Source organism: Gelatiniphilus marinus, from assembly GCF_042684345.1.
GTDB lineage: Bacteria > Bacteroidota > Bacteroidia > Flavobacteriales > Flavobacteriaceae > Gelatiniphilus > Gelatiniphilus marinus.
Genome location: NZ_JBHULK010000001.1, coordinates 1010473 through 1032270, shown reverse-complemented (window position 1 = coordinate 1032270; position 21798 = coordinate 1010473). Strand labels below are relative to the sequence as shown.

Annotated in this window: 19 protein-coding genes; 11 read left to right on the top strand and 8 right to left on the bottom strand. The window is 35.9% G+C overall.

All coding sequences use genetic code 11. The features are described 5' to 3' along the window. Window positions 1-127: 127 nt before the first annotated feature. Window positions 128-1009, bottom strand: a complete 882-nt coding sequence (locus ACFSQS_RS04410; RefSeq protein WP_388014687.1) for a lysophospholipid acyltransferase family protein — start codon at window positions 1007-1009, stop codon at window positions 128-130. Between the two features lie 57 nt (window positions 1010-1066). Here ACFSQS_RS04410 and ACFSQS_RS04405 point away from each other — a divergent pair, with 57 nt between their 5' ends. The 4 genes from ACFSQS_RS04405 to cmk all read left to right on the top strand — a co-directional run bounded on the left by ACFSQS_RS04405 (window position 1067) and on the right by cmk (window position 6524). Next, window positions 1067-1717, top strand: coding sequence for a rhomboid family intramembrane serine protease (locus ACFSQS_RS04405; protein WP_388014684.1), 651 nt, complete (start codon window positions 1067-1069; stop codon window positions 1715-1717). Between the two features lie 181 nt (window positions 1718-1898). After that, on the top strand, window positions 1899-4349 hold the full coding sequence (lon, locus tag ACFSQS_RS04400; protein ID WP_388014682.1) for an endopeptidase La: 2451 nt from the start codon (window positions 1899-1901) through the stop codon (window positions 4347-4349). Window positions 4350-4620: 271 nt separating this feature from the next. Beyond that, the gene (gene porQ, locus ACFSQS_RS04395; RefSeq protein ID WP_388014679.1) at window positions 4621-5640 is read left to right on the top strand and encodes a type IX secretion system protein PorQ; all 1020 of its coding nucleotides are present in this window, start codon (window positions 4621-4623) and stop codon (window positions 5638-5640) included. 188 nt (window positions 5641-5828) lie between these two features. Beyond that, window positions 5829-6524: a (d)CMP kinase gene (gene cmk / locus ACFSQS_RS04390; RefSeq protein WP_388014676.1), complete on the top strand. Its 696-nt coding sequence runs from the start codon at window positions 5829-5831 to the stop codon at window positions 6522-6524. 118 nt (window positions 6525-6642) lie between these two features. On the opposite strand, the gene ACFSQS_RS04385 is transcribed toward cmk, so the two are convergent. After that, a complete protein-coding gene (locus ACFSQS_RS04385; protein WP_388014673.1) occupies window positions 6643-7023 on the bottom strand; it encodes a LysM peptidoglycan-binding domain-containing protein in 381 nt (126 codons plus the stop codon). A 317-nt stretch (window positions 7024-7340) separates the two neighbouring features. On the opposite strand from ACFSQS_RS04385, the gene rpsA reads away from it, so the two are divergent. The 5 genes from rpsA to ACFSQS_RS04360 all read left to right on the top strand — a co-directional run bounded on the left by rpsA (window position 7341) and on the right by ACFSQS_RS04360 (window position 12385). Further along, window positions 7341-9182 (top strand): 30S ribosomal protein S1, encoded by a 1842-nt coding sequence (gene rpsA, locus ACFSQS_RS04380; protein ID WP_388014670.1) that lies wholly within the window; start codon window positions 7341-7343, stop codon window positions 9180-9182. Between the two features lie 344 nt (window positions 9183-9526). Further along, entirely contained in the window at window positions 9527-10066 is a 540-nt protein-coding gene (pyrR, locus tag ACFSQS_RS04375) for a bifunctional pyr operon transcriptional regulator/uracil phosphoribosyltransferase PyrR (protein WP_388014667.1), read from the top strand. Between the two features lie 71 nt (window positions 10067-10137). Continuing rightward, window positions 10138-11067, top strand: coding sequence for an aspartate carbamoyltransferase catalytic subunit (locus ACFSQS_RS04370; RefSeq protein ID WP_388014664.1), 930 nt, complete (start codon window positions 10138-10140; stop codon window positions 11065-11067). 3 nt (window positions 11068-11070) lie between these two features. Then, the gene (locus ACFSQS_RS04365; RefSeq protein WP_388014661.1) at window positions 11071-11403 is read left to right on the top strand and encodes a ribonuclease Z; all 333 of its coding nucleotides are present in this window, start codon (window positions 11071-11073) and stop codon (window positions 11401-11403) included. A gap of 76 nt (window positions 11404-11479) precedes the next feature. After that, the gene (locus ACFSQS_RS04360) at window positions 11480-12385 is read left to right on the top strand and encodes a ribonuclease Z (RefSeq protein WP_388014658.1); all 906 of its coding nucleotides are present in this window, start codon (window positions 11480-11482) and stop codon (window positions 12383-12385) included. Window positions 12386-12414: 29 nt separating this feature from the next. Here the strand turns inward: ACFSQS_RS04360 and ACFSQS_RS04355 are convergent, their stop codons facing one another. After that, entirely contained in the window at window positions 12415-12726 is a 312-nt protein-coding gene (locus ACFSQS_RS04355) for a DUF3784 domain-containing protein (RefSeq protein WP_388014655.1), read from the bottom strand. Window positions 12727-12778: 52 nt separating this feature from the next. Between ACFSQS_RS04355 and pdxH the strand changes: the two genes are divergently transcribed. Both pdxH and ACFSQS_RS04345 read left to right on the top strand, forming a co-directional pair. Next, complete coding sequence (gene pdxH, locus ACFSQS_RS04350; protein WP_388014652.1) at window positions 12779-13426, top strand: pyridoxamine 5'-phosphate oxidase; 648 nt, start codon at window positions 12779-12781, stop codon at window positions 13424-13426. Between the two features lie 164 nt (window positions 13427-13590). Next, window positions 13591-14085, top strand: coding sequence for a CAP domain-containing protein (locus ACFSQS_RS04345; protein ID WP_388014649.1), 495 nt, complete (start codon window positions 13591-13593; stop codon window positions 14083-14085). Between the two features lie 188 nt (window positions 14086-14273). Here the strand turns inward: ACFSQS_RS04345 and ACFSQS_RS04340 are convergent, their stop codons facing one another. From ACFSQS_RS04340 to ACFSQS_RS04320, 5 genes are all read right to left on the bottom strand, one after another. After that, on the bottom strand, window positions 14274-14816 hold the full coding sequence (locus ACFSQS_RS04340) for a hypothetical protein (RefSeq protein ID WP_388014646.1): 543 nt from the start codon (window positions 14814-14816) through the stop codon (window positions 14274-14276). A 119-nt stretch (window positions 14817-14935) separates the two neighbouring features. Further along, the gene (locus ACFSQS_RS04335) at window positions 14936-16855 is read right to left on the bottom strand and encodes an OmpA family protein (protein WP_388014643.1); all 1920 of its coding nucleotides are present in this window, start codon (window positions 16853-16855) and stop codon (window positions 14936-14938) included. A gap of 134 nt (window positions 16856-16989) precedes the next feature. Beyond that, entirely contained in the window at window positions 16990-18906 is a 1917-nt protein-coding gene (locus ACFSQS_RS04330; protein WP_388014640.1) for an OmpA family protein, read from the bottom strand. Between the two features lie 18 nt (window positions 18907-18924). Further along, the gene (locus ACFSQS_RS04325) at window positions 18925-19854 is read right to left on the bottom strand and encodes a PorP/SprF family type IX secretion system membrane protein (protein ID WP_388014637.1); all 930 of its coding nucleotides are present in this window, start codon (window positions 19852-19854) and stop codon (window positions 18925-18927) included. A gap of 12 nt (window positions 19855-19866) precedes the next feature. Then, a partial coding sequence (locus tag ACFSQS_RS04320; RefSeq protein ID WP_388014634.1) for an HYR-like domain-containing protein occupies window positions 19867-21798 on the bottom strand: 1932 nt, incomplete at its 5' end.

Below are 21798 nucleotides of genomic sequence, written 5' to 3'. Positions count from 1 at the left end.
AAAGCAATTTAGCTGTCATTGCGAATAGCACTTTTTTGTGCGATGTGGCAATCTGTTTAAAACTATTTTCGCTTATAAGATTATTACGTCGCAAAAAAAAGCTCCTCATAATGACGGAAAGCAGAGTCTATTTCACTTCTTTCTCCCGATGCTTCCAACGTTTGTGAGTCCAAAAATAATATTCGGGAGCGTTGTAAATTTGCTGTTCAACTTCATGCAAAAACATATCGGTAATTTGGTAATCTTTGTAGTCTTTTGGTTGTTCGGCAAGCGTCATGATTTCTGCCTCATAAAAACCGCGTTTTACTTTGGTAACTTTTAGGTAAGCAATGGTTAAGTCCAGTTTTTTTGCCAAACGTTCGGCACCTGTAAAACAAGGTACTTTAATGCCCATAAATTTGCCCCAATACACTTCTTTGGTTAATCTTGGTGATTGGTCGCTTAAAAATGCAACAGTGCTTTTTATACCTTTGGTTTCATTGTGGTTAATAACGTTAATGGTTTCTTTGGTGCTAATTAATGTGGTGTTAAATTTAGAACGGATATTACGCACCAACCTATCAAAATGTTTGTTCGCCAGCTTTTTGTAAACACCAAAACCTTTGTAGCTTATATGGTTTTGAAGCTCGACAGACCATTCCCAACTTGCGTAATGCCCATACATTAATAAGATGCTTTTGTTTAAAGCTTCCAAACGTTTAAATTCCTCTGGGTTTTTAAGCTTAAAACGCTTTTTTAATGCCGTTTCAGAAATGCCCATCGTTTTTACCATTTCTAAAAACATATCACATAAATGCTTGTAGAATTTCTTTTGTATGGTTTTAATTTCTTTATCTGATTTATCAGGAAACACCAATCTTAAATTACTGTTTACCACCTTTTTTCTGTAGCCAATTATATGGTACAAAAGTATATAAACACCATCAGAAATTATATAAAGCAATCTAAAAGGCAATATAGAAATTAACCACAAAAACGGATAAACAATAATATAAACTAGAAATTGCATTAATTAATTTTAGATTTGTAGCCGCAAAGATATATTAATTCATTTTAAAGTTTCGCTATGGGCAAATTAGATTTAATTACCATTATAATTATTGCAGCCAATGTTATTGCGTCTTACAAAGGTTTTGGCGATTATGGCTTTTTCGAAAAATACAAGTTTAATGTTGGCGCTGTAAAACGTGGCGAACAAATTAGATTGTTTAGCTCGGGGTTTTTGCATGCAGATAACGCCCATTTGTTTTTTAATATGTTTACCCTGTATTTTTTCGCAGATGTGGTTATAAATGCTATGGGCACTTTCAGTTTTGTTGTGGTTTATGTGGGAAGTTTGCTTTTAGGAAGCTTGTTGTCGCTTTATTTTCATAAAAACGAATACCATTATAGTGCTGTTGGGGCGAGTGGAGCGGTTTCGGGTATAATATATTCTGCTATTTTATTGCAACCTGGAATGAGTTTGTATATGTTTTTTATACCCATTCCAATTCCTGCTTATCTTTTTGGTATTGGCTACTTATTATATTCCATTTACGGCATGAAAAACCGAATTGGCAACATTGGGCACGATGCCCATTTTGGAGGAGCTGTTGGTGGTTATATCATTACTTTAGCGCTTTCGCCATGGCTGTTTAAAACCAATTTGTTAATGATTGGTTTATTGGCATTGCCCATTGTTTTACTATATGCGTTAAAGCGTATGGGGAAGATATAATAACTTAGCTTAGAATTTTAGTAACAAATCTATAGAAATGGCATAGCTATTGAAATTATAAACTGAAAGCACATATCGAATATATTTTAAGTATTTGATTTTCAGAATTTTAAGTTAATGCATAAACCCCAAAAAATAAAAAGTAATTTGTTTTAATGACAGATTGACTTAAAAAACATATATGAAGAAATCCAATTTTACAACATTAGACAGTTTGTCATTTCAGGAATTTGATGAAAATTCAGAATTAATTCCGTTAATGACACCTGAAGATGAAGAACTGATAAATAACGAGCAACTGCCAGAAACGCTGCCCATTCTTTCGTTACGAAATACCGTGTTGTTTCCGGGAGTAGTCATTCCAATTACCGCTGGTCGCGATGCATCAATCAAACTTATTAACGATGCCAATAAAGGCAGCAAAGTAATTGGTGTGGTGGCACAAAAAGACGAATCGGTAGAAAACCCAACGGCAAAAGACATTCACGAAACAGGTACGGTTGCACGAATTCTTCGTGTTTTAAAAATGCCCGATGGTAACGTAACGGTTATAATTCAAGGAAAAAAACGCTTTAAAGTGGCCGAGGTTATTACCGAAAAACCTTACATGAATGCCACCATACGCGATTTGCCAGAAGCTAAACCAGCAAACAACAATAAAGAGTTTTCTGCCATTATCGATTCTATAAAAGATTTGGCGCTAGAGATTATTAAAGAAAACCCAAACATTCCTAGCGAAGCTTCATTTGCCATAAAAAATATAGAAAGCAATTCGTTTTTAATCAATTTTGTGTCGTCTAACATGAACCTCTCTGTAGAAGAAAAGCAATCGCTTTTGGAGATGAACAACCTAAAAGAGCGTGCGCTGGCCACATTAAAATTTATGAATGTGGAGTTTCAAAAGTTAGAGCTAAAAAACGATATCCAATCTAGAGTACAGATGGATATGAACCAGCAACAGCGCGAGTATTTCCTGCACCAGCAAATGAAAACCATTCAAGAAGAATTAGGCGGTGTAAGCCATGACGAAGAATTAGAGGAAATGAAAGCGCGTGCCAAAGAAAAACAATGGGACGAAAAAGTGGCAAAACATTTTAATAAAGAAATTGCCAAAATGCAACGCATGAATCCGCAAGTTGCAGAATATTCTATCCAGCGAAATTATTTAGAGCTGTTTTTAGATTTGCCTTGGAATGAGTTTAGTAAAGATAAATTCGATTTAAAACGTGCCAAAAAAATTCTAGACCGCGATCATTTCGGACTGGAAGATGTAAAACGGCGTATCATAGAATACTTAGCCGTTTTAAAGTTGCGTAACGATATGAAATCGCCAATTCTCTGTTTATATGGACCTCCGGGAGTTGGTAAAACATCATTGGGCAAATCTATTGCCGAAGCTTTAGGTCGCGAATACGTTCGTATTTCGTTAGGTGGATTGCGTGATGAGGCCGAAATTCGCGGACACCGTAAAACCTATATTGGTGCGATGCCAGGGCGTATTATTCAAAGCCTTAAAAAGGCGGGAACATCAAACCCTGTTTTTGTTTTAGACGAAATCGACAAGCTATCCAACTCGCATCAAGGCGACCCGTCTTCTGCCATGTTGGAAGTTTTAGATCCGGAGCAAAACAACGCCTTTTACGATAACTTTTTAGAAATGGGTTACGATCTTTCTAAAGTCATGTTTATTGCAACTTCCAACAGTTTATCTACCATTCAACCTGCCTTGCGCGACCGCATGGAAATCATCAATGTTACAGGTTATACCATTGAAGAAAAAGTTGAAATCGCAAAGCGTCATTTACTGCCAAAACAATTAAAAGAACACGGTTTAACCGATAAGCATATTAAAATTGCTAAGCCTCAATTAGAAAAAATTGTAGAAGGTTACACACGAGAATCCGGTGTTCGTGGATTGGAAAAACAAATAGCGAAAATGGTACGTTATGCTGCCAAAAATATCGCTATGGAAGAAACTTACAACGTTAAAATTTCAAATGAAGATATTATTGAAGTTTTGGGCGGCCCTAAATTAGAACGCGATAAATACGAAAACAACAACGTTGCAGGTGTTGTAACAGGATTGGCGTGGACTAGTGTTGGTGGCGATATTCTGTTTATAGAATCCATACTTTCAAAAGGAAAGGGGACGATGACCATTACCGGAAACCTAGGGAAAGTAATGAAAGAATCGGCAACAATTGCCATGGAATATATAAAATCGAACGCTGATGAATTTGGTATTAATTCTGAAATTTTCGATGCATACAACGTACATATCCACGTACCCGAAGGCGCTACTCCAAAAGATGGCCCAAGTGCCGGAGTTACTATGTTAACATCTTTAGTGTCATTATTTACACAACGAAAAGTAAAGAAAAGTTTAGCCATGACCGGCGAAATTACACTACGCGGAAAAGTACTGCCTGTTGGCGGCATTAAAGAAAAAATATTGGCAGCAAAACGTGCTCGTATCAAAGAAATTTTACTTTGCGAAGAGAACCGTCGCGATATCGAAGAAATAAAACCAGAGTATTTAAAAGGTTTAACCTTTCATTACGTAACCGATATGAGCGATGTAATAAAAATAGCAATAACAAATCAAAAAGTAAAGAATCCGAAGAAATTATAAAAAAAGTGCATTACTAAAACCTCGACATAGTTCGAGGTTTTTTTATGATTCCCGTTTTTTCGGGAATAACAATTTTAGTTGAAACCTCAAGGCTCTGTTTTGAAGAATTCTTTTTAGAGTAAAATAAAAAATACTCGCTGCCGTTTTAAGATAGATTTGTTTACTTTGTGGCGGTAAACTACCTCGGTATAAACGCAGGGGGCTTTTAAGGGTACTAATTTTGATTTCGAGCTAAAACTCGGAGCATTCAAACCTCGATTATCGAGTAAATATGCTAAAGAAAATTATCACTATTTTTTGCTTGCTTTCGGGCGGTTTAATTATTGCTCAAGTTGGAGGTGAGGCAACTTACCAATTTCTCAATTTGGTGTCATCGCCACGTCAAGCAGCTTTGGGCGGCAAAGTGTTAACCAATGTAGATTACGATGTTACCCAAGCCCTTTACAATCCGGCAACCATCAATGTGGCCATGGATAATCAATTAGCTGTAAATTACACCAGTTATTTAGGCGGCATTAGTTACGGTACGGCAGCTTATGCTTATACAATTGATAGGCGTACCCAAACCTTTCATGCCGGAGTAACTTATATAAATTACGGTTCTTTTGAGGGGTATGATGAAAACGGAAACCCAACCGGAAGCTTTACGGGTAACGAAGCCGCTTTATCAATGGGCTATGCGACGCAAATTGGGTATTCTGATTTTTATTTTGGCGGAAATTTAAAATTAATAACCTCAAAATTAGAACAATACAGCTCGTTTGGTGCTGCAGTAGATTTAGGGTTATTATATATTAATGAAGATTTGGATTTTCATGCTGCCCTTGCCGTTAGAAACTTAGGATCCCAAATAACAACGTACGCAGGTTTAAACGAACCATTGCCTTTTGCTGTAGATTTTGGTATGTCGCAAACCTTAGAACATGTCCCCATTCGTTGGCATGTAACGTTTGAAAATCTTCAAAATTGGCCCATTGCAAGACCAAACCCAGCACGAACTACAAGCGATTTAAGTGGTAATCAGTCTAATGAAAAAATTGGCTTTTTAGGGCAAGCAATCAGGCACACTATTTTGGGTGCTGAACTGTTCCCCGAGGGCGGATTCAATATCCGATTGGGCTATAATTTTAGAAGAGGCGAGGAGTTGCGCATTATAGACCAGCGTAATTTTTCGGGCTTATCGGCAGGTATTTCAATTAAAATGAATAAAATGCGATTTAGTTACACCCATGCCAAATATACCAGTGCCGCCAATTCCAATTTTTTTGGTTTGCAAATCGATTTACAGTAAAATCGGTATTCAGTAAACAGTTGCAGTATTCAGTTACACTCAAACGCATGATTTCATTTATAAATAATTAAAGAGCATTGTGTTTTTCATTTTTGAACACTTTAAGTATTTTTGCAGCATCTAAAAAGAATATTATTTTCCAGTGACTTTAGGCATTTTAAGTACTTTAGGCACTTTTAACTTTATATATGTCAAAAATCACCATAGCCATTGATGGCTTTTCATCTACCGGAAAAAGTACCGTAGCAAAACAAATCGCAAAATATTTGGGTTACGTTTACGTCGATTCTGGTGCAATGTATAGGGCGGTAACCTTTTTCGCGATGCAAAAAGGGTTGATAGACAACAATCATTTTAATGTTGAAGCCTTAATTTCACGATTAAACGAAGTAGAAATTAGTTTTAAATTTAATGAAGCCTTAGGTTTTGCCGAAGTGTATTTAAACGGTGAAAATATTGAAAAACAAATTCGCACTTTAGAGGTTTCAAGTTTTGTAAGTCAGGTAGCAACGGTTTCAGAAGTACGCAAACAATTGGTAAGACAACAGCAAAAAATGGGGCAAGATAAGGGTGTGGTTATGGATGGCCGCGATATTGGTACTGTTGTTTTTCCCGATGCCGAACTTAAAATATTCATGACCGCTTCCGCGGAAAGACGCGCAAAACGTAGATTTAATGAACTTTTAGAACGCGGTGATGCGGTTATTTACGACGATGTTTTAAAAAACGTACAAGAACGCGATCATATCGATTCCAACAGAAAAGATTCGCCGTTGTTAAAGGCTGAAGATGCTATTGAGATTGATAATTCAAATTTATCATTACAAGAACAATTTGAAAAAGTTTTGCAACTAGCAAAAATAACCATTGAAGGGTTGAAATAATTAAATAATTAATTGTCATAAAAATTAACTTTTCAAAATCATTCCAGAATTTATGCCGTAAAAAAGCGAATCTTCTAATTAGGGCCCGCTGGTAAAAATGTTCTATTTTAAATCTTAACTATGGATTCGGAATAATCAATTCCTGATCGGGATGAATTAAATCTGGGTTTTTCAAAATATCAGAATTTGCTTTAAAAATAACTTTGTATTTCATAACATCGCCATAATAGTCCTTAGCAATTTTCCCTAAAGTTTCACCGCTTTTTACAGTATGTCTGTGGTAAACGCTTTCGTCTGCCACTTTAATATCTGCCATAATATCGCTGGGGTTTTCGCCACCAATCTCTTTAATTTTATCCCAAAGTAGGTTTTTATGGTATGGTGTGCCCGCGGTTCCCCAAACTTTTAAAATCCCGTTTTCTTCTTTAACATCGCCGTTTTGTATGTTAAGCTCTTGCCCTAAATCGAGTACCGATTGGTATTTTGCTTTTGTTGTCATTGTGTTTTGTTTTTAATGGTTAATCTAGCTAAATATAGCAAAAAGGGCATTTAAAAAACGCATTTTTAAGTTTATTTACAGGTCTAACAATCAGTGGTTTAAAATAATTAAATCAAATTAGGCTAATTTGTTGAAAATATGTATTTTTGCACTCCTTTTAGCGAATTATTGGAAAGATAAAAGGGACGAAACTATAAACAAAATAACACTTCTGTGTGTTAATCGCTTAAATCTTCCAAAGCATACAGAATACAAAAACACATGTAATTATATTTCCGCGAAAGCGAAAAGCAACAATTAATTGCATATTTTATTAAATGGCTGAAAAAGCAAAACAAGCTAATCCCGAAGTTTCTGGAGAAGCAACCGAAACAAAAACCGTTGAAGCTCCAGTAGTATCTGAAGCTAAAGCAAACCCTGAAAAATTCTTAAAAGACTTTAACTGGCACAATTACGAAGAAGGTATTGATGAGGTTGATGACAAACAATTACAAGAATTTGAAAAACTAGTAGCCGAAAATTTCGTTGACACTTTAGATGACGAGGTTGTAGAAGGTACTGTAGTGCACATTACAGATCGTGATGCCATTATAGACATTAACGCAAAATCTGAAGGTGTTATTTCTTTAAACGAATTTCGTTACAACCCAAACCTAAAAGAAGGCGACAAAGTAGAAGTATTGATCGATGTACGCGAAGATGCTACGGGCCAATTGGTATTATCGCACAGAAAAGCGCGTGTAATTAAGGCTTGGGATCGCGTAAATAAAGCCCACGAAACAGGCGAAATCGTTAACGGTTTTGTGAAGTGCAGAACAAAAGGCGGTATGATTGTAGATGTATTTGGCATCGAAGCATTCTTACCTGGTTCTCAAATTGATGTGAAGCCAATTAGAGATTACGACCAGTACGTAAATAAAACTATGGAATTTAAAGTAGTGAAAATCAATCACGAATTTAAAAACGTAGTGGTTTCCCATAAAGCACTTATTGAGGCTGATATCGAGGAACAAAAGAAAGAAATTATTGGTCAATTAGAAAAAGGTCAAGTGCTGGAAGGTGTTGTTAAAAACATTACATCTTACGGTGTGTTTATAGATCTTGGTGGCGTTGATGGATTGATTCATATCACAGATTTATCGTGGTCTAGAATTAACCACCCTAACGAAATTGTAGAATTAGACCAAAAACTTAATGTGGTAATTCTTGATTTTGACGAGAACAAATCAAGAATCCAATTAGGATTAAAACAATTAAGCAAACACCCATGGGAAGCTCTTGCAGAAGAGGTTAAAGTTGGCGATAAAGTAAAAGGTAAAGTTGTTGTAATTGCAGATTATGGTGCATTTATCGAAGTTGCCGATGGTGTTGAAGGACTAATTCACGTATCGGAAATGTCGTGGTCAACACACTTGCGTTCCGCTCAAGATTTCGTGTCTGTAGGAGACGAGGTAGAGGCTCAAATCTTAACTTTAGATAGAGAAGATCGTAAAATGTCTCTGGGTATCAAGCAATTAACCCCAGACCCATGGACCGATATTACAGGCAAATACCCACTAGGTTCTAAGCATACCGGTATTGTGCGCAACTTTACAAACTTTGGTGTTTTTGTTGAACTTGAAGAAGGTATAGACGGATTGATTTATATCTCAGATTTATCTTGGACCAAGAAAATCAAGCACCCATCTGAATTCTGTGCCGTTGGCGATAAATTAGATGTTGTTGTTTTAGAATTGGATGTTGAAGGCCGTAAATTATCTTTAGGTCACAAACAAACCACTGAAAACCCTTGGGATAAATACGAAACTGAATTCGCTTTAGATACCGTTCACAAAGCGGCTATTTCTGAAATAGTTGACAAAGGTGCCACTATCGAGTTTAACGAAGACATCGTTGCTTTTGTGCCGTCTCGTCATCTTGAGAAAGAAGATGGATCTAAACTTAAAAAAGGTGAAGAAGCCGAATTTAAAATTATTGAGTTCAATAAAGAATTTAAACGTGTTGTAGCATCTCACACTGCTATTTTTAAAGCAGAAGAGATTAAGAATGTAAAAGCGGCTGTTAAGAAGCAAGCCTCTCAAGCTGCAGAAGCTAAACCAACTTTAGGTGACGCTAATGATGCTTTACAAGCGCTTAAAGATAAAATGGACGGGAAATAGTAATAATTTCTGTGTTCCTGCTCAGGTAGGAATCTCATTTTAAATAATTTAAAGCCTCTCGGTACCGAGAGGCTTTTTTTGTTGTTATTGCCAACGCATTAAAGCAATCTATTGATGTGCACTCCAAATTTATAAGCATACTAAGCAATGCACACTCGTAACACCGTTGCGTTTTAAAAACTGCAGTTGCGAACAAGCTATTGAGTCCCGAAGCTTCGGGTAAGGAAACGAGTAGTAAAAGCCCGACCCCTTTTCGGGTTGCGCCCAAATAAAGATTAGCGTTAATGGTTTTAACTTCTAAAATTTTGCATTACCTTTGTACTCCAAATACGTTTGGAAATTCTATGAGTCAAAAAGTGTTACTTAACGCCAAAGCCATAAACATCATTCTTCATCGATTGGCTTGTCAACTTATCGAAAAATATAACGATTTCTCTAACACCGTTTTAATTGGCCTACAGCCCAGGGGCATTTATTTGGCCGATAGGTTGGCCAAAATTTTAACCGAGCATTACAAGGTTAAAAACATTAAAGTTGGGCATTTGGACATTACCTTTTTTAGAGACGATTTTCGTAGAAGTGGCAAACCTTTAGAGGCAAATGCAACTAAAATCAATTTTTTAGTAGAAGATAAAAACATTGTGTTTATAGACGATGTGTTGTACACAGGCCGAAGTATTCGGGCTGCTTTAACAGCAATACAGTCTTTTGGAAGACCAAACGAAATAGAATTGCTAACCTTAATTGATAGGCGTTTTAGCCGGCATTTGCCCATTCAGCCCGATTACACAGGAAGACAGGTAGATGTAATAAATAACGAAAAAGTAAAAGTAAACTGGAAAGAGCGCGATAATGAAGATTCGGTTTACCTAATAGAAAAATAAATAACTAAAGTTTGGTTTTAAGTACTTGTGAGTAGCTTTTAACTTTTAACTTTTAACTTTTAACTTTTACAATGAGCGAATTAAGTGTAAACCACTTATTAGGAATTAAATATCTCAATAAAGACGATATTAAACTTATTTTTGAAACTGCCGATCATTTTAAAGAAGTGATTAACAGACCCATAAAAAAAGTGCCTTCGCTCAGGGATATTACCATTGCCAACTTGTTTTTTGAAAACTCGACCCGAACCAAACTCTCTTTCGAGCTTGCCGAAAAACGTTTATCTGCCGATGTTATTAATTTTTCGTCTGCACAATCTTCAGTAAAAAAAGGAGAGACTTTAATAGATACTGTAAACAACATTTTATCTATGAAAGTAGATATGGTTGTTATGCGCCATCCCAATCCTGGAGCTGGTGTGTTTTTATCAAAACATGTAAAGGCAAGCATAATAAATGCCGGCGATGGTGCGCACGAACACCCAACACAGGCCTTATTGGATTCTTATTCAATAAGAGAAAAACTAGGAAGCGTAAAAGGGAAAAAAGTAGTTATTGTGGGCGATATTTTGCACAGTCGGGTAGCGCTTTCAAATATATTTGCATTACAATTGCAGGGTGCCCAAGTTATGGTTTGTGGGCCTAAAACTTTAATTCCTAAGTACATAGATAAACTTGGTGTAAAAGTTGAAACAAACTTACGTAAAGCGTTAAATTGGTGCGATGTAGCCAATATGCTTCGTGTGCAAAACGAGCGTATGGATATTAGTTATTTTCCATCAACAAGAGAATATACACAACAATTTGGGGTGAATAAAGAATTGCTTGATTCTTTAGATAAAGAAATCACTATTATGCACCCAGGCCCCATAAATAGAGGTGTTGAAATTACCAGCGACGTAGCCGATTCTAAACAAGCCATTATTTTAAATCAGGTTGAAAATGGCGTTGCAATACGTATGGCGGTTATTTATTTATTGGCTTCAAAAATAAAACAGTAAAACATGATTATAGATCAAAACGGAAATACAGCAATCATTACCCAAGAAAAAGCCTCGATAGTAGAATTGGTAAAAAAAATTCAGGCTTTATATCCTAAATTCAAACATAACAACATTGTGGTTTCTCTAAGTGTGCTTGCTAAAATAAGCACCTCAGATATTGTAGAGTTTTTAGAGCTATCAAATACGCACAGAGCATCAAAACAATCGTTTGTAATTGTTTCAGATAAGGTGAATTTAGACGAAACCCCAGATGAAATTGTTGTAGTGCCTACCATTCAAGAAGCGTATGATATTATTGAAATGGAAGATATGGAACGCGATTTAGGGTTTTAATGTTTGTTCGTTAGTCGTTTAGTTGTTTAACTGATTCGACTTAACGACTTAACAAATCAACAACATACAAGCTTACATGAAATTAACCATTTTAGGTTGTTACAGTGCCACACCGCGCACTTTAAACAATACGACTTCTCAGGTTTTAGAAATTAACAACCACATGTTTTTAATAGATTGCGGCGAGGGTACACAGGTTCAGCTGCGCAGGCATAAAATTAAATTCAATCGTATAAAACACGTATTTATTTCGCATTTACATGGCGATCATTTTTTTGGTCTGGTGGGGTTAATTTCAACATTTAGATTGCTAACTCGCGAAACCGATTTGCATATTTACGGACCTAAAGGTATTAAAGAGGTGATTACGCTTCAAATGAAATTAGCCGATTCTTGGACAAATTATAAACTCATTTTTCACGAATTAACATCAACCGAAACAGAATTGATTTTTGAAGACGATAAGGTTGAAGTGCATACCATTCCGTTAAATCATCGAGTTTACACAAACGGTTTTCTTTTCAAAGAAAAAGCAGGCGAGCGCAAATTAGATATTAAAGCTGTTGAAGCTGCTAATATAGATACCGCTTATTTTAGAAAGTTAAAGCAAGGGTTTGATGTAAACAATAAAGATGGCATTTTAATCGATTACAAAAAAGTTACCAAGCCAGCCAACAAACCCCAAAGTTACGCGTTTTGTAGCGATACTATGTATAAAGAAGATATTGTGCCACTTATAAAAAATGTAGATGTTTTGTACCACGAATCTACTTTTTTAGAAAAACACGCACATTTAGGGCCAAAAACAAAACACTCCACAGCAATAGAAGCGGCCAAAATTGCTAAACTTGCCAATGTGGGCACACTAGTTCTTGGGCATTATTCTACACGATACGATAGTTTAAACGCATTTAAAGAAGAAGCGCAAACTGTTTTTAAAAATGTTGAATTGAGCGAAGATGGTAAAACGTTCGAGTTTTAATCAGATTTTGTTTACAAACAAATAAAACCTCATTCCATCGTACTATTTTTATTGGCGTTAATAAGCGTGTACAGCAATCCAAAAACAATAATTAGGGTTTCGGTTAAAAGGCTGTACAACAACGGTATCTTTAAAATGCAAAACAGTACGCTTACCAATATTGCCAAAGCACCGGTAATTATTAAACCGTTATGCAAAAATGTCGAGAATTTTTTAATATCGATGTTCTTTTTTTCTTCTGCAGTCATAGTATTATAACCCGCAATTAGGTTTGGGTATTTTTTTACAAAAAGACCGCAAATAATAAAAATGGCGCCCACAAGCGTTACTACAAAAAGCATTTTACGTAAATTTGAACACTTAAAGATACCATTTATTAGAAACATAAAAGCTATGCAAAACGATTTAAGCGATTATAGAAAATCTTACGAAAAAGGAGCGCTTATATTAAGCGAAGTACCAGAAAACCCAATGGAATTGTTCCAAAAATGGTTTTTTGAGGTCGATAAGTATTTTGCTGAAGACGAAACCAATGCCATGACGATTTCTACCTTGGGAAGCGATGGCTATCCTAAAAACAGGGTGGTACTGCTTAAAAAGTACACCTACGAAGGGTTTATATTTTATACCAATTATGAAAGCGATAAAGGAAAAGCCATAGCACAAAACCCAAATGTATGCTTGTCGTTTTTTTGGCAGGGTGCCGAACGGCAAATTATTATAAAGGGAAAGGCTGAAAAAATTTCTGAAAATTTAAGCGATGGTTATTTTGAGTCCAGACCACGAGGCAGTCAATTGGGTGCAATCGTATCTAAACAAAGCGACACCATAGAAAGCCGTGAATTTCTTGAAGCGAAGTTACAAAAACTAGAACAAGAATTTCAGGGCAAAGAGATACCTAGGCCAGATTATTGGGGCGGCTATATTGTAAAACCTGTAGAAATTGAGTTTTGGCAAGGGCGCCCAAACCGATTGCACGATAGAATACGCTATAAATTACAGAGCGATTACAATTGGAAAATAAATCGACTATCTCCATAAAACATCGATTAAATACCTAATTTTATTACAAAAAAATGTATTTCATCGATTAAAAACAATAAATAACGACAAACTACACGCCTTTTGTCGATTTTAACATTTTATTAACAATTACTTCTAAGTAGGCAGTTAAATTTGTAACACCAAATCTAAATTACCTACTTATGAAGTTATTGAAAAAGTTGCCATTATTGGCATTGCTTGCTATTTTAGCGTTTTCTTGTTCTACAGATAGCATTGATGATAAAGCAGACACTCTTGTTGAAAATCTAATTGTTCCGCCTACAAAAACAATAGAGATTGAAATTTTAGAGCTTATTAACAACCACCGGTTATCTAAAGGCTTGAACCCTTTGGATGATTTAAAAATTGTTAAATCCGTAGCTTATAGCCATACCGATTATATGGTTGACAAGAATAAAGTATCTCACGATAATTTTTTTTCGCGTAGCAACTATTTAAAAGCCAATGCCGGAGCCAAAAAAGTATCTGAAAATGTAGCTTTTGGTTATAGCAGTGCAGCCTCGGTAGTGAAAGCTTGGATTAAAAGCGACGGACATCGTGCCACCATTGAAGGCGACTTTACCAATTTTAATGTATCGGCAGAACAATGTGCCGACGGAAAATGGTATTACACAAACATTTTCATTAAAAAATAAAAATTGTTAAAAAAAACAATTACAACTTAATCTTTTAATTTATTTGTATTTAAAAATGCTGTATTAGGTAGGCAGCACAAGAAATTAATTGGTTGTTTTTTAAATAACTATGTAGTTATTGAATTTAGCTTTAGGTATAAAACCCCCTTGGTTTTCTTAGGGGATTTTTTGGTTTATAATTTTGCTATTTAGATTTCATATTTACTTAAATTTTTCAATTCTTTTGAAATTCTTTCATTCCAATAATTTTGCATGTCTTTATTGAAATAACTTTCATTGTCATATTGATTTTGTAATTCAGAGCCATACTTTATCATTTCTGAATATTTTTCATAATATAGCGAAACGTTTTTTTCGGATTTTGCATTAAGGTCGGAGAATGCTTTTCTAATTTTTCTTGTAATAAGTTCCCACAAATCAAAATGTAATTGCTCGTGTTTTAGTGTTTCTAAATCATTTACGACTGTCCAAGATTCATTTTTACTGAAGAAGCATTTAATAGAAAATTTTGGAACTCCATTATTATCATAGTAGCTTCCTGTGTATTTTATATGACATTGAGTTTCCGCTATAACATAAACAGGTTCTTTCTTAGGTTTTCCCTTAAAATCAGTCCATTCTAATTTTTTCGTTTTATTCCACGCAATTAGTGTATCATTTAATATTTCATTTTGAGAAAATCCAAAATGTGAAAAAATAATTAAGAATGATATTAAAAGGTTTAATTTCAATTTGAGATTGTATTATGAGCAATTAAAGTATATAAATTGTTATAATAATCTAACATATAAAAAACCACCAAAAGATATTTCCTTTGATGGTTTTTAATCATTATGAATTTAGCTTGGTATTATTCCATTTTAACTACAATAAACTGTGTACGCCTATTGAGTTGGTGCTGAGCTTCGGTACAGTTTTTAGTGCCATCGCAACCGTTTGCTAATTTGCGTTCTCCGTAGCCGTTGAACTCGGTTATTCGCGAGGCATTAACACCATTGGCAACTAAGTAATTGTAGGTCGCTTTTGCCCTTTCTTTTGAAAGCTTATCGTTGTAAGCAAACGAGCCTCTGGAATCGGTATGCGATTCAATTTTAATTACCATGTATGGGTATTTGTTTACCATTAAATCTACAATCCTGTCTAACTCTGCTGTGCTTTCACTGCGTATATTATATTTGTTAAAGTCGAAGTAAATAGGGTAGAGCTCGCTTATTGGTACTTCTTTTTTAGCGACCGGGTTTAAAACAAAGTTCGCTTTTATGCTAGTTACACTAGACTCAATGCCTTTTGTACTTACTGTTCTGGAATTGTCTATATAGTTGTCTTTTTGGGTAATTAGTTTATAATTGGTGTTTCTATCAATGTTAATCTCAAAATGTCCGTTTTCATCTGTTAGCAAATCAGCAATTTTATTATCGTTGCTATCCAATAAAGTAACCACGGCATTTGGTACGGGTGCATTTGTGGTTGCATCGGTAATGGAGCCTTCTATTTTTAATTGCGGAATTCTGTTGTAGGCATAAATATCGTCTCCACCAATGCCACCAGCTCTATTAGATGCGAAGAAACCAGACAAACCGTCTTTATTCATAAAAAACGAAAAATCGTCTTTACTTGAATTTACCGGAACTCCAAGATTTATAATGCTTTTAATGTTGTTGTTATCGTCTGTAACGGTTGCGAAAATATCCAACATACCTAAACCTGCATGACCATCGGACGAGAAAAAAAGCGCGTTTTCACTATTTATAAACGGGAACATTTCGTTTTTATTGGTGTTTATTATGTTACCTAAATTTTGAGGTGTACCAAAGGTGCCGTCGGCTTTAATATCCACATAATAAATATCCGAACCTCCAAAACCACCAGGTTTATCCGAAGTGAAATATAACCTGCTATCGTCGTTATTTAATGCTGGATGCCCATTAGAATAGGAGTTGCTGTTAAAACCTAGAGCTTCTACATTAGTCCATTTTCCATCAACTAAAGTGGCTTTGTAAATGTTTAGGTGTGTTACTCCCTGGTTATCTTTTCCTAAAACGTTTTTGTTAAAATCGTTTCTGGAAAAATACATGGTTTTGCCATCTTTGGAAATGGTTAATGGCCCATCGTGATACACCGAATTTATATCGCCTTTTATTTTGGATTTATGATTTACTATACTATCGGTACGTTTTGCTGTGGTATAAAGATCTAAAAAGGGTTCGTGGTTCCAACCGTAAACATGTTTTTTTAGAGTACCTAAATTTCTTGACGAAGCAAAATATATCGTGCCATCTTTCTCGAAAGCACCAAAATCGCTATATTTTGAATTGAAGTTAACTGGTGCTAAAAAGTAGTGGTGTTTAGCGTTAAATATAGAATTAAGGAAATCGTTGTCTTTTAAGTACCTGTCTTTTTTAATAAGGCCACCGGCTTCTTTAAAGCGTTTTAGCCATAAGCGGGATTGTTTATACTCTTTTATTCCACGCAAAGCTTGGGCATAATTGTAGTAGTAATCTATAGGAACGTTGTCTTGTTGTACTGCTTTTTTATAGTAAACAGTGGCGCTATCAGGATTTCTCATGTATGCATAACTATCGGCAAGTTGTCTGGTTGCAAAGTCTGCATTGAAATTTTTTTCGATTAGATGATGATAGATTTTGGTAGCATCAGCAAATGCGAATTTATTAAATAGATTATCTGCTTTTTTTTGTGAGCCATATTGAGCTGAAGCAGAGATGCTTAGCGCTAATAAGGCATAGGTTAGTATGTGGTGTTTTGTTTTCATTGGGACGATATTTAGGTTTCCGCTTTAGCGAGAAAAACATTTTCAACGGCAAATTTAAGGCGGTTTTTTAAGCCTGTTTTTTTGTAAAATACATCTTTTGTTTACGGGCACGATTTAGGTTAGTATTGTGCGTTCTATTCCATTTTTACAACTATAAATTGGGTACGTCTGTTTAATTGATGATCTGCCTCTTCGCATTTTTGCCCATCTTCACAACCATTGGTTAATCTACGTTCGCCAAAACCTTGGTGCTCGGTAATTCGTTCTGGTGCAACACCTTTAGAAATTAAATATTCGTAAGTTGCATTGGCTCTGTCTATCGATAATTTATCGTTATAGGATAGTTTACCTCTGGAATCGGTATGCGATTCAATTCTAATAACCATTTCCGGATAATCATTAAGCATTAAATTCACTATTTTATCTAGTTCTAAAGCCGCATCTTTTCTAATGTTGTGCTTGTCAAAATCAAAATAAATGGTATTTAATTCGGCTAGTTTTACAACATTGGGTTCTGGGTTTAGCAATAAATTTGCCGTTATGGTTGTTAGTTCAGTCTGTAAATTTTTTGATGTAAAAGTTCTGTAATCGTCAATGTATTTATTTTGGCTTCCAACAATTTTATAATCTTGGTTTCGGTCTATGTTTATTTGATAAAAACCGTTTTCATCAGTTACCATATATGCAATTTCATTATCTTTATCGTCATATAAGGTAATTTTAGAATTGGCAATTGGTTTTGCGTTAATGGCATCGGTTACAACGCCTTCAACCTGCATTATGGGTTCTCTGTAGTAGGCATAAATATCGTCGTCGCCACGGCCGCCTCTTCGGTTAGAAGCGAAATAGCCGGTTATGCCGTTGGTATTCATGGTAAAAGAAAAGTCGTCTTTGTTTGAGTTTACGGGAACACCTAGGTTTACAACATCTACAAACTCATCGTTTTCGCCTTTAATGGTGGCAAATATATCTAGCAAGCCAAGGCCAACGTGCCCATCGGATGAAAAGAACAGTACTCCTTCGTTATTTATAAAAGGGAAGCCTTCGGCATTTTCGGTATTTACCACATTGCCAAGGTTTTTGGGTTTGCCCAAAGTACCGTCGGGGTTAATATCAACAACGTAAATATCAGATCCGCCATAGCCGCCAGGTCTGTCTGAAGCAAAGTACAGCTTGGTGTCATCGTTGTTTAATGCTGCGTGTTGGGTAGAAAAATCGTCGCTGTTTATGGGTAGGTCTTCTATGTTTGTCCACACGCTGTCTTTTAGGGTGGCTCTGTAGATTTTCATGGCGGTTAAGCCATTGTTGTCTTTTTTTCTTATTTGATCGTTGTAATTATTTCTTGAGAAATACATGGTGCGACCATCTTTGGTGATGGTAACGGGGCCATCGTGGTAGATGGAATTTACATCGCCTTTTAACTTACCAGTGTGATCTACATTTCTGCGGGAGCCTACTTCTGCTACGTAAATATCTAAAAAGGGTTGTTCGTTCCAGCCATATAAACGTTTAACCGCTACACCTTCATCTCTTGAAGATGCAAAATATACTTTTCCGTCGTGCTCAAAAGCGCCAAAATCGCTATATTTTGAATTGAAGCGCACGCGATCTAAAAAGTATTGCTGTTTGGCGTTAAACACACTGGTAATGAAATTGGTGTTTTTAGAAAAGTCGTTAGCGTTTACAACGCCTCCCGAATCCTTAAAACGTTGTAGCCATGTTTGAGATTCTTTATATTTTTTAATGCCCCGAAGCGATTGTGCATATTTGTAATAATACTCTATGGGCACTTTGTCTTGTTCTACCACTTTTTTGTAGTAGCGAGAAGCTTTTTGCGGATTTCTTAAATAGGCATAGCAATCGGCTAATTTTCTAGTAGCATAATCTTTGTTGTAGTTTTTTTCAATAAGGTCTTGATAGACTTTTGCAGCTTTTACAAAAGAAAACTTATTGAATAGGGTGTCTGCTCTTTTTTGTTTTCCTTGTTGCGAAAAAGCAGAAAGACTGAGCATTAAAGCTAAACAAAATACTATTTGATTTTTTATTTTCATCTATACAATAATTAATTGTTAGAAATATCTTGGTGATTTTAATTTAGAGCTCATAAATTTGAATTCGTAAATCAATAATATCTCGTGAGTACCAGTGGTATATCTTGCAATATCTGAAATGGGTTTTTCATAAGCATAGCCTATACGCAGTTGTCTTGATACTTGAAAATCGGCAAAACCTCCAATGGCTGCTGCCTCACGGTTAAGCCTATACGAACCGCCCAACCAAAATTTCTCGTTAAATAGGAAACTTCCGGTAAAATCGTAAGACATGGGCGCACCGTTAGTGGCTTTTAAAAGTGCAGCAGGTTTAAGTTTTATGCTCTTGCTTAAATCGAATACATAACCACCGGTAAAATAATAACTGATTCGCTCTAAAGCTTCAAACTCTCTATTGTTATTGCTAAAATCGTTAGTTAATATTCTTGGAGCCGATAAGCCTAAATACCATCGGTTTGAGTGCCAAAATACACCAGCACCAATATTGGGTGTCCATCGATCTTCAGTTCCTAAAATCAAAGGGTCATTAATGTTTCCAGGATCTCCCCGAAAATCAGCATCAAAACTAAATTGTGTAAAACCAGCTTTTAAACCAAAGGCTAGTTTTCCATCATCACCTGTTGGAATGGTATATGAAAAATCGCCATAAACGTATGTAAAGTTTTGAGGTCCTAGATCATCTTCAATAAACGATAATCCTACTCCAATCCTATCGTTCCTAAGCGGCGTATGAATAGACAGTGTTTGTGTAATTGGGCCACCTTTAAAACCAACCCATTGGCTACGGTGCAATCCAACTACGCTTAAAGCTTCTCTACTGCCGGCATAAGCGGGATTTACAGAGATTGTATTGAACATATACTGAGTGAATTGCGGTAATTGTTGTGCAACTCCAACCGTACAGCTAAACAAGGCAATAGCGATTATGTTATGTTTAATAAGTTTCATATAGGTTAAGTTTTATTTGGTTCCTAAGTAAATTGGTCCAGTTAATGGTTTCAATCCACTGTTTTCTAAATTAATAATATAATAATAAGTGCCGTTTGGTAGTTTGCCCTTATTTCCTATTGAGGATTTAGGTGAGTTTCCTAGCCAACTACCTCCTGGTGGCAACAGTTTGTCTTTCGGTTTTATAGTAGGTATAAGAGGATATTGGTTGGATTCGAAAACTAAAGCACCCCAGCGGTTAAATATTTTAATGTTGGCAGTAAATCCGCATAAATCAATACCAGATATATAGAAAAAATCATTTATTAAATCGCCGTTTGGCGTTATGGCTTTAGAGATGACTATATCATTTTCACCACATGGCAGAACGGTACAATAATTAACTGTAACATCTATATCTGTAATGCTTATACAACCTTGATCTGTAGTTGTATATCTAAACTTATGGTTGATTCCTGTTTGTACAGTATTGGAATCCCACTCAATATTTGTTGGATCAAATATATTATCGGTTAGTGTTACTCCCGTACCACCTTCTAATAACTCCCATGTGCCATTAGTGTTAAGTGTGTCTGGCGTGAAATTATTCAAATCAACTGCACCTTCATCAAAACATAAATCTGGAGCTACTACATCTAAAAGGACTTCATCTAGCGACACATTTAATGTTTGTGTGTAGGTCTCTTGGTTTGCACACTCATCTGTTACTGTCCATGTTCTAATAATTTGATAATCAACTAATACATTTTCATCAAAGGTATTGGTTTCTTCAAAAACTACGGTTATTCCAGCGGTAGTGGAGCAGTTGTCTGAAAACTCCAGGGCCGGAGCATCGGGTACATCTGCACAACTTACATCTAATTCTTCATCAAATGTTGTTGTTGGTACTGGAGCCGTGGTGTCTTGTACGGTTATTATTTGTACATGCGAGGTTATTAGCCCACAAGCATCAGTTGCAATCCAAGTACGTGTAATAGTATAGTTATTAGCACAGTTTCCAGGAGTAATTACATCGCTTAATGATACGGATGCATCGCCACAATTATCTGTTGCTGTTAATGTTGAAGCATTGGGTACGGCATCACATTCCACGGTAATATCTTCAGGTAAATCTTCTACAAATTCTGGTCTGGTTGTGTCTTGAACGGTTATGTTTTGTGTGTGTATGGTTGTTAATCCACTAGTATCGGTTGCTGTCCAAGTACGAACTAAAGTAAAATTAGATGCGCAAGAGCCATCAATTCTTTCTTCACCAAAAGTAACTTCGGCAGAACCGCAATTATCTGTAGCGGTTAAAACTTCAGCTTCTGGAATTTCACTACATTCAACAGTTGTATCGGCAGGTAGTGCTTCAACAAACGTTGGATTTATATTGTCTATTACGGTTACAACTTGTGTACATGTTACACTATTACCGGCTAAATCTGTAACCGTCCATTCTACTATTGTATCTCCTTGAGGGAAAACACTTGGCGCATCGTTACTATAGGTTACAGCTGTACAATCTGACGCGTTAGGTGTACCTAAATCAACATTCGTTGCTGTACATAAACCTGCATCTACATTTACAGTTACGTCAATAGGACAAGCTATAGTTGGTGCGGCATCATCAACTACGGTTACTGTTTGAGTACAAATTGCTGAGTTTCCAGCAATATCGGTTACGGTCCATGTTACTATGGTATCTCCTAATGGAAAAATAGTAGGTGCATCGTTTGTTACCGTATCAACTGAACAGTTATCGTCTGTTATTGGAGTGCCTAAGTTTACACTTGAAGCTTCACAAGACCCAGCATCAACATTAACCGAAACATTGCTTGGGCAGGTAATGGTTGGATTAGTGGTATCGTTAACGGTTATGGTTTGCGTTACATTAATAGAGTTTTCACAAATATCGGTAACACTGTAAGTACGGGTAATAATTTCTGGATTTGAACCATTATC

What these genes read in the sequence shown, in the direction of transcription:
- ACFSQS_RS04410 (WP_388014687.1), bottom strand. Translation starts at nt 1,009, where the DNA reads ATGCAATTTCTAGTTTATATTATTGTTTATCCGTTTTTGTGGTTAATT.
- ACFSQS_RS04405 (WP_388014684.1), top strand. Translation starts at nt 1,067, where the DNA reads ATGGGCAAATTAGATTTAATTACCATTATAATTATTGCAGCCAATGTT.
- lon (WP_388014682.1), top strand. Translation starts at nt 1,899, where the DNA reads ATGAAGAAATCCAATTTTACAACATTAGACAGTTTGTCATTTCAGGAA.
- porQ (WP_388014679.1), top strand. Translation starts at nt 4,621, where the DNA reads ATGCTAAAGAAAATTATCACTATTTTTTGCTTGCTTTCGGGCGGTTTA.
- cmk (WP_388014676.1), top strand. Translation starts at nt 5,829, where the DNA reads ATGTCAAAAATCACCATAGCCATTGATGGCTTTTCATCTACCGGAAAA.
- ACFSQS_RS04385 (WP_388014673.1), bottom strand. Translation starts at nt 7,023, where the DNA reads ATGACAACAAAAGCAAAATACCAATCGGTACTCGATTTAGGGCAAGAG.
- rpsA (WP_388014670.1), top strand. Translation starts at nt 7,341, where the DNA reads ATGGCTGAAAAAGCAAAACAAGCTAATCCCGAAGTTTCTGGAGAAGCA.
- pyrR (WP_388014667.1), top strand. Translation starts at nt 9,527, where the DNA reads ATGAGTCAAAAAGTGTTACTTAACGCCAAAGCCATAAACATCATTCTT.
- ACFSQS_RS04370 (WP_388014664.1), top strand. Translation starts at nt 10,138, where the DNA reads ATGAGCGAATTAAGTGTAAACCACTTATTAGGAATTAAATATCTCAAT.
- ACFSQS_RS04365 (WP_388014661.1), top strand. Translation starts at nt 11,071, where the DNA reads ATGATTATAGATCAAAACGGAAATACAGCAATCATTACCCAAGAAAAA.
- ACFSQS_RS04360 (WP_388014658.1), top strand. Translation starts at nt 11,480, where the DNA reads ATGAAATTAACCATTTTAGGTTGTTACAGTGCCACACCGCGCACTTTA.
- ACFSQS_RS04355 (WP_388014655.1), bottom strand. Translation starts at nt 12,726, where the DNA reads ATGCTTTTTGTAGTAACGCTTGTGGGCGCCATTTTTATTATTTGCGGT.
- pdxH (WP_388014652.1), top strand. Translation starts at nt 12,779, where the DNA reads ATGCAAAACGATTTAAGCGATTATAGAAAATCTTACGAAAAAGGAGCG.
- ACFSQS_RS04345 (WP_388014649.1), top strand. Translation starts at nt 13,591, where the DNA reads ATGAAGTTATTGAAAAAGTTGCCATTATTGGCATTGCTTGCTATTTTA.
- ACFSQS_RS04335 (WP_388014643.1), bottom strand. Translation starts at nt 16,855, where the DNA reads ATGAAAACAAAACACCACATACTAACCTATGCCTTATTAGCGCTAAGC.
- ACFSQS_RS04330 (WP_388014640.1), bottom strand. Translation starts at nt 18,906, where the DNA reads ATGAAAATAAAAAATCAAATAGTATTTTGTTTAGCTTTAATGCTCAGT.
- ACFSQS_RS04325 (WP_388014637.1), bottom strand. Translation starts at nt 19,854, where the DNA reads ATGAAACTTATTAAACATAACATAATCGCTATTGCCTTGTTTAGCTGT.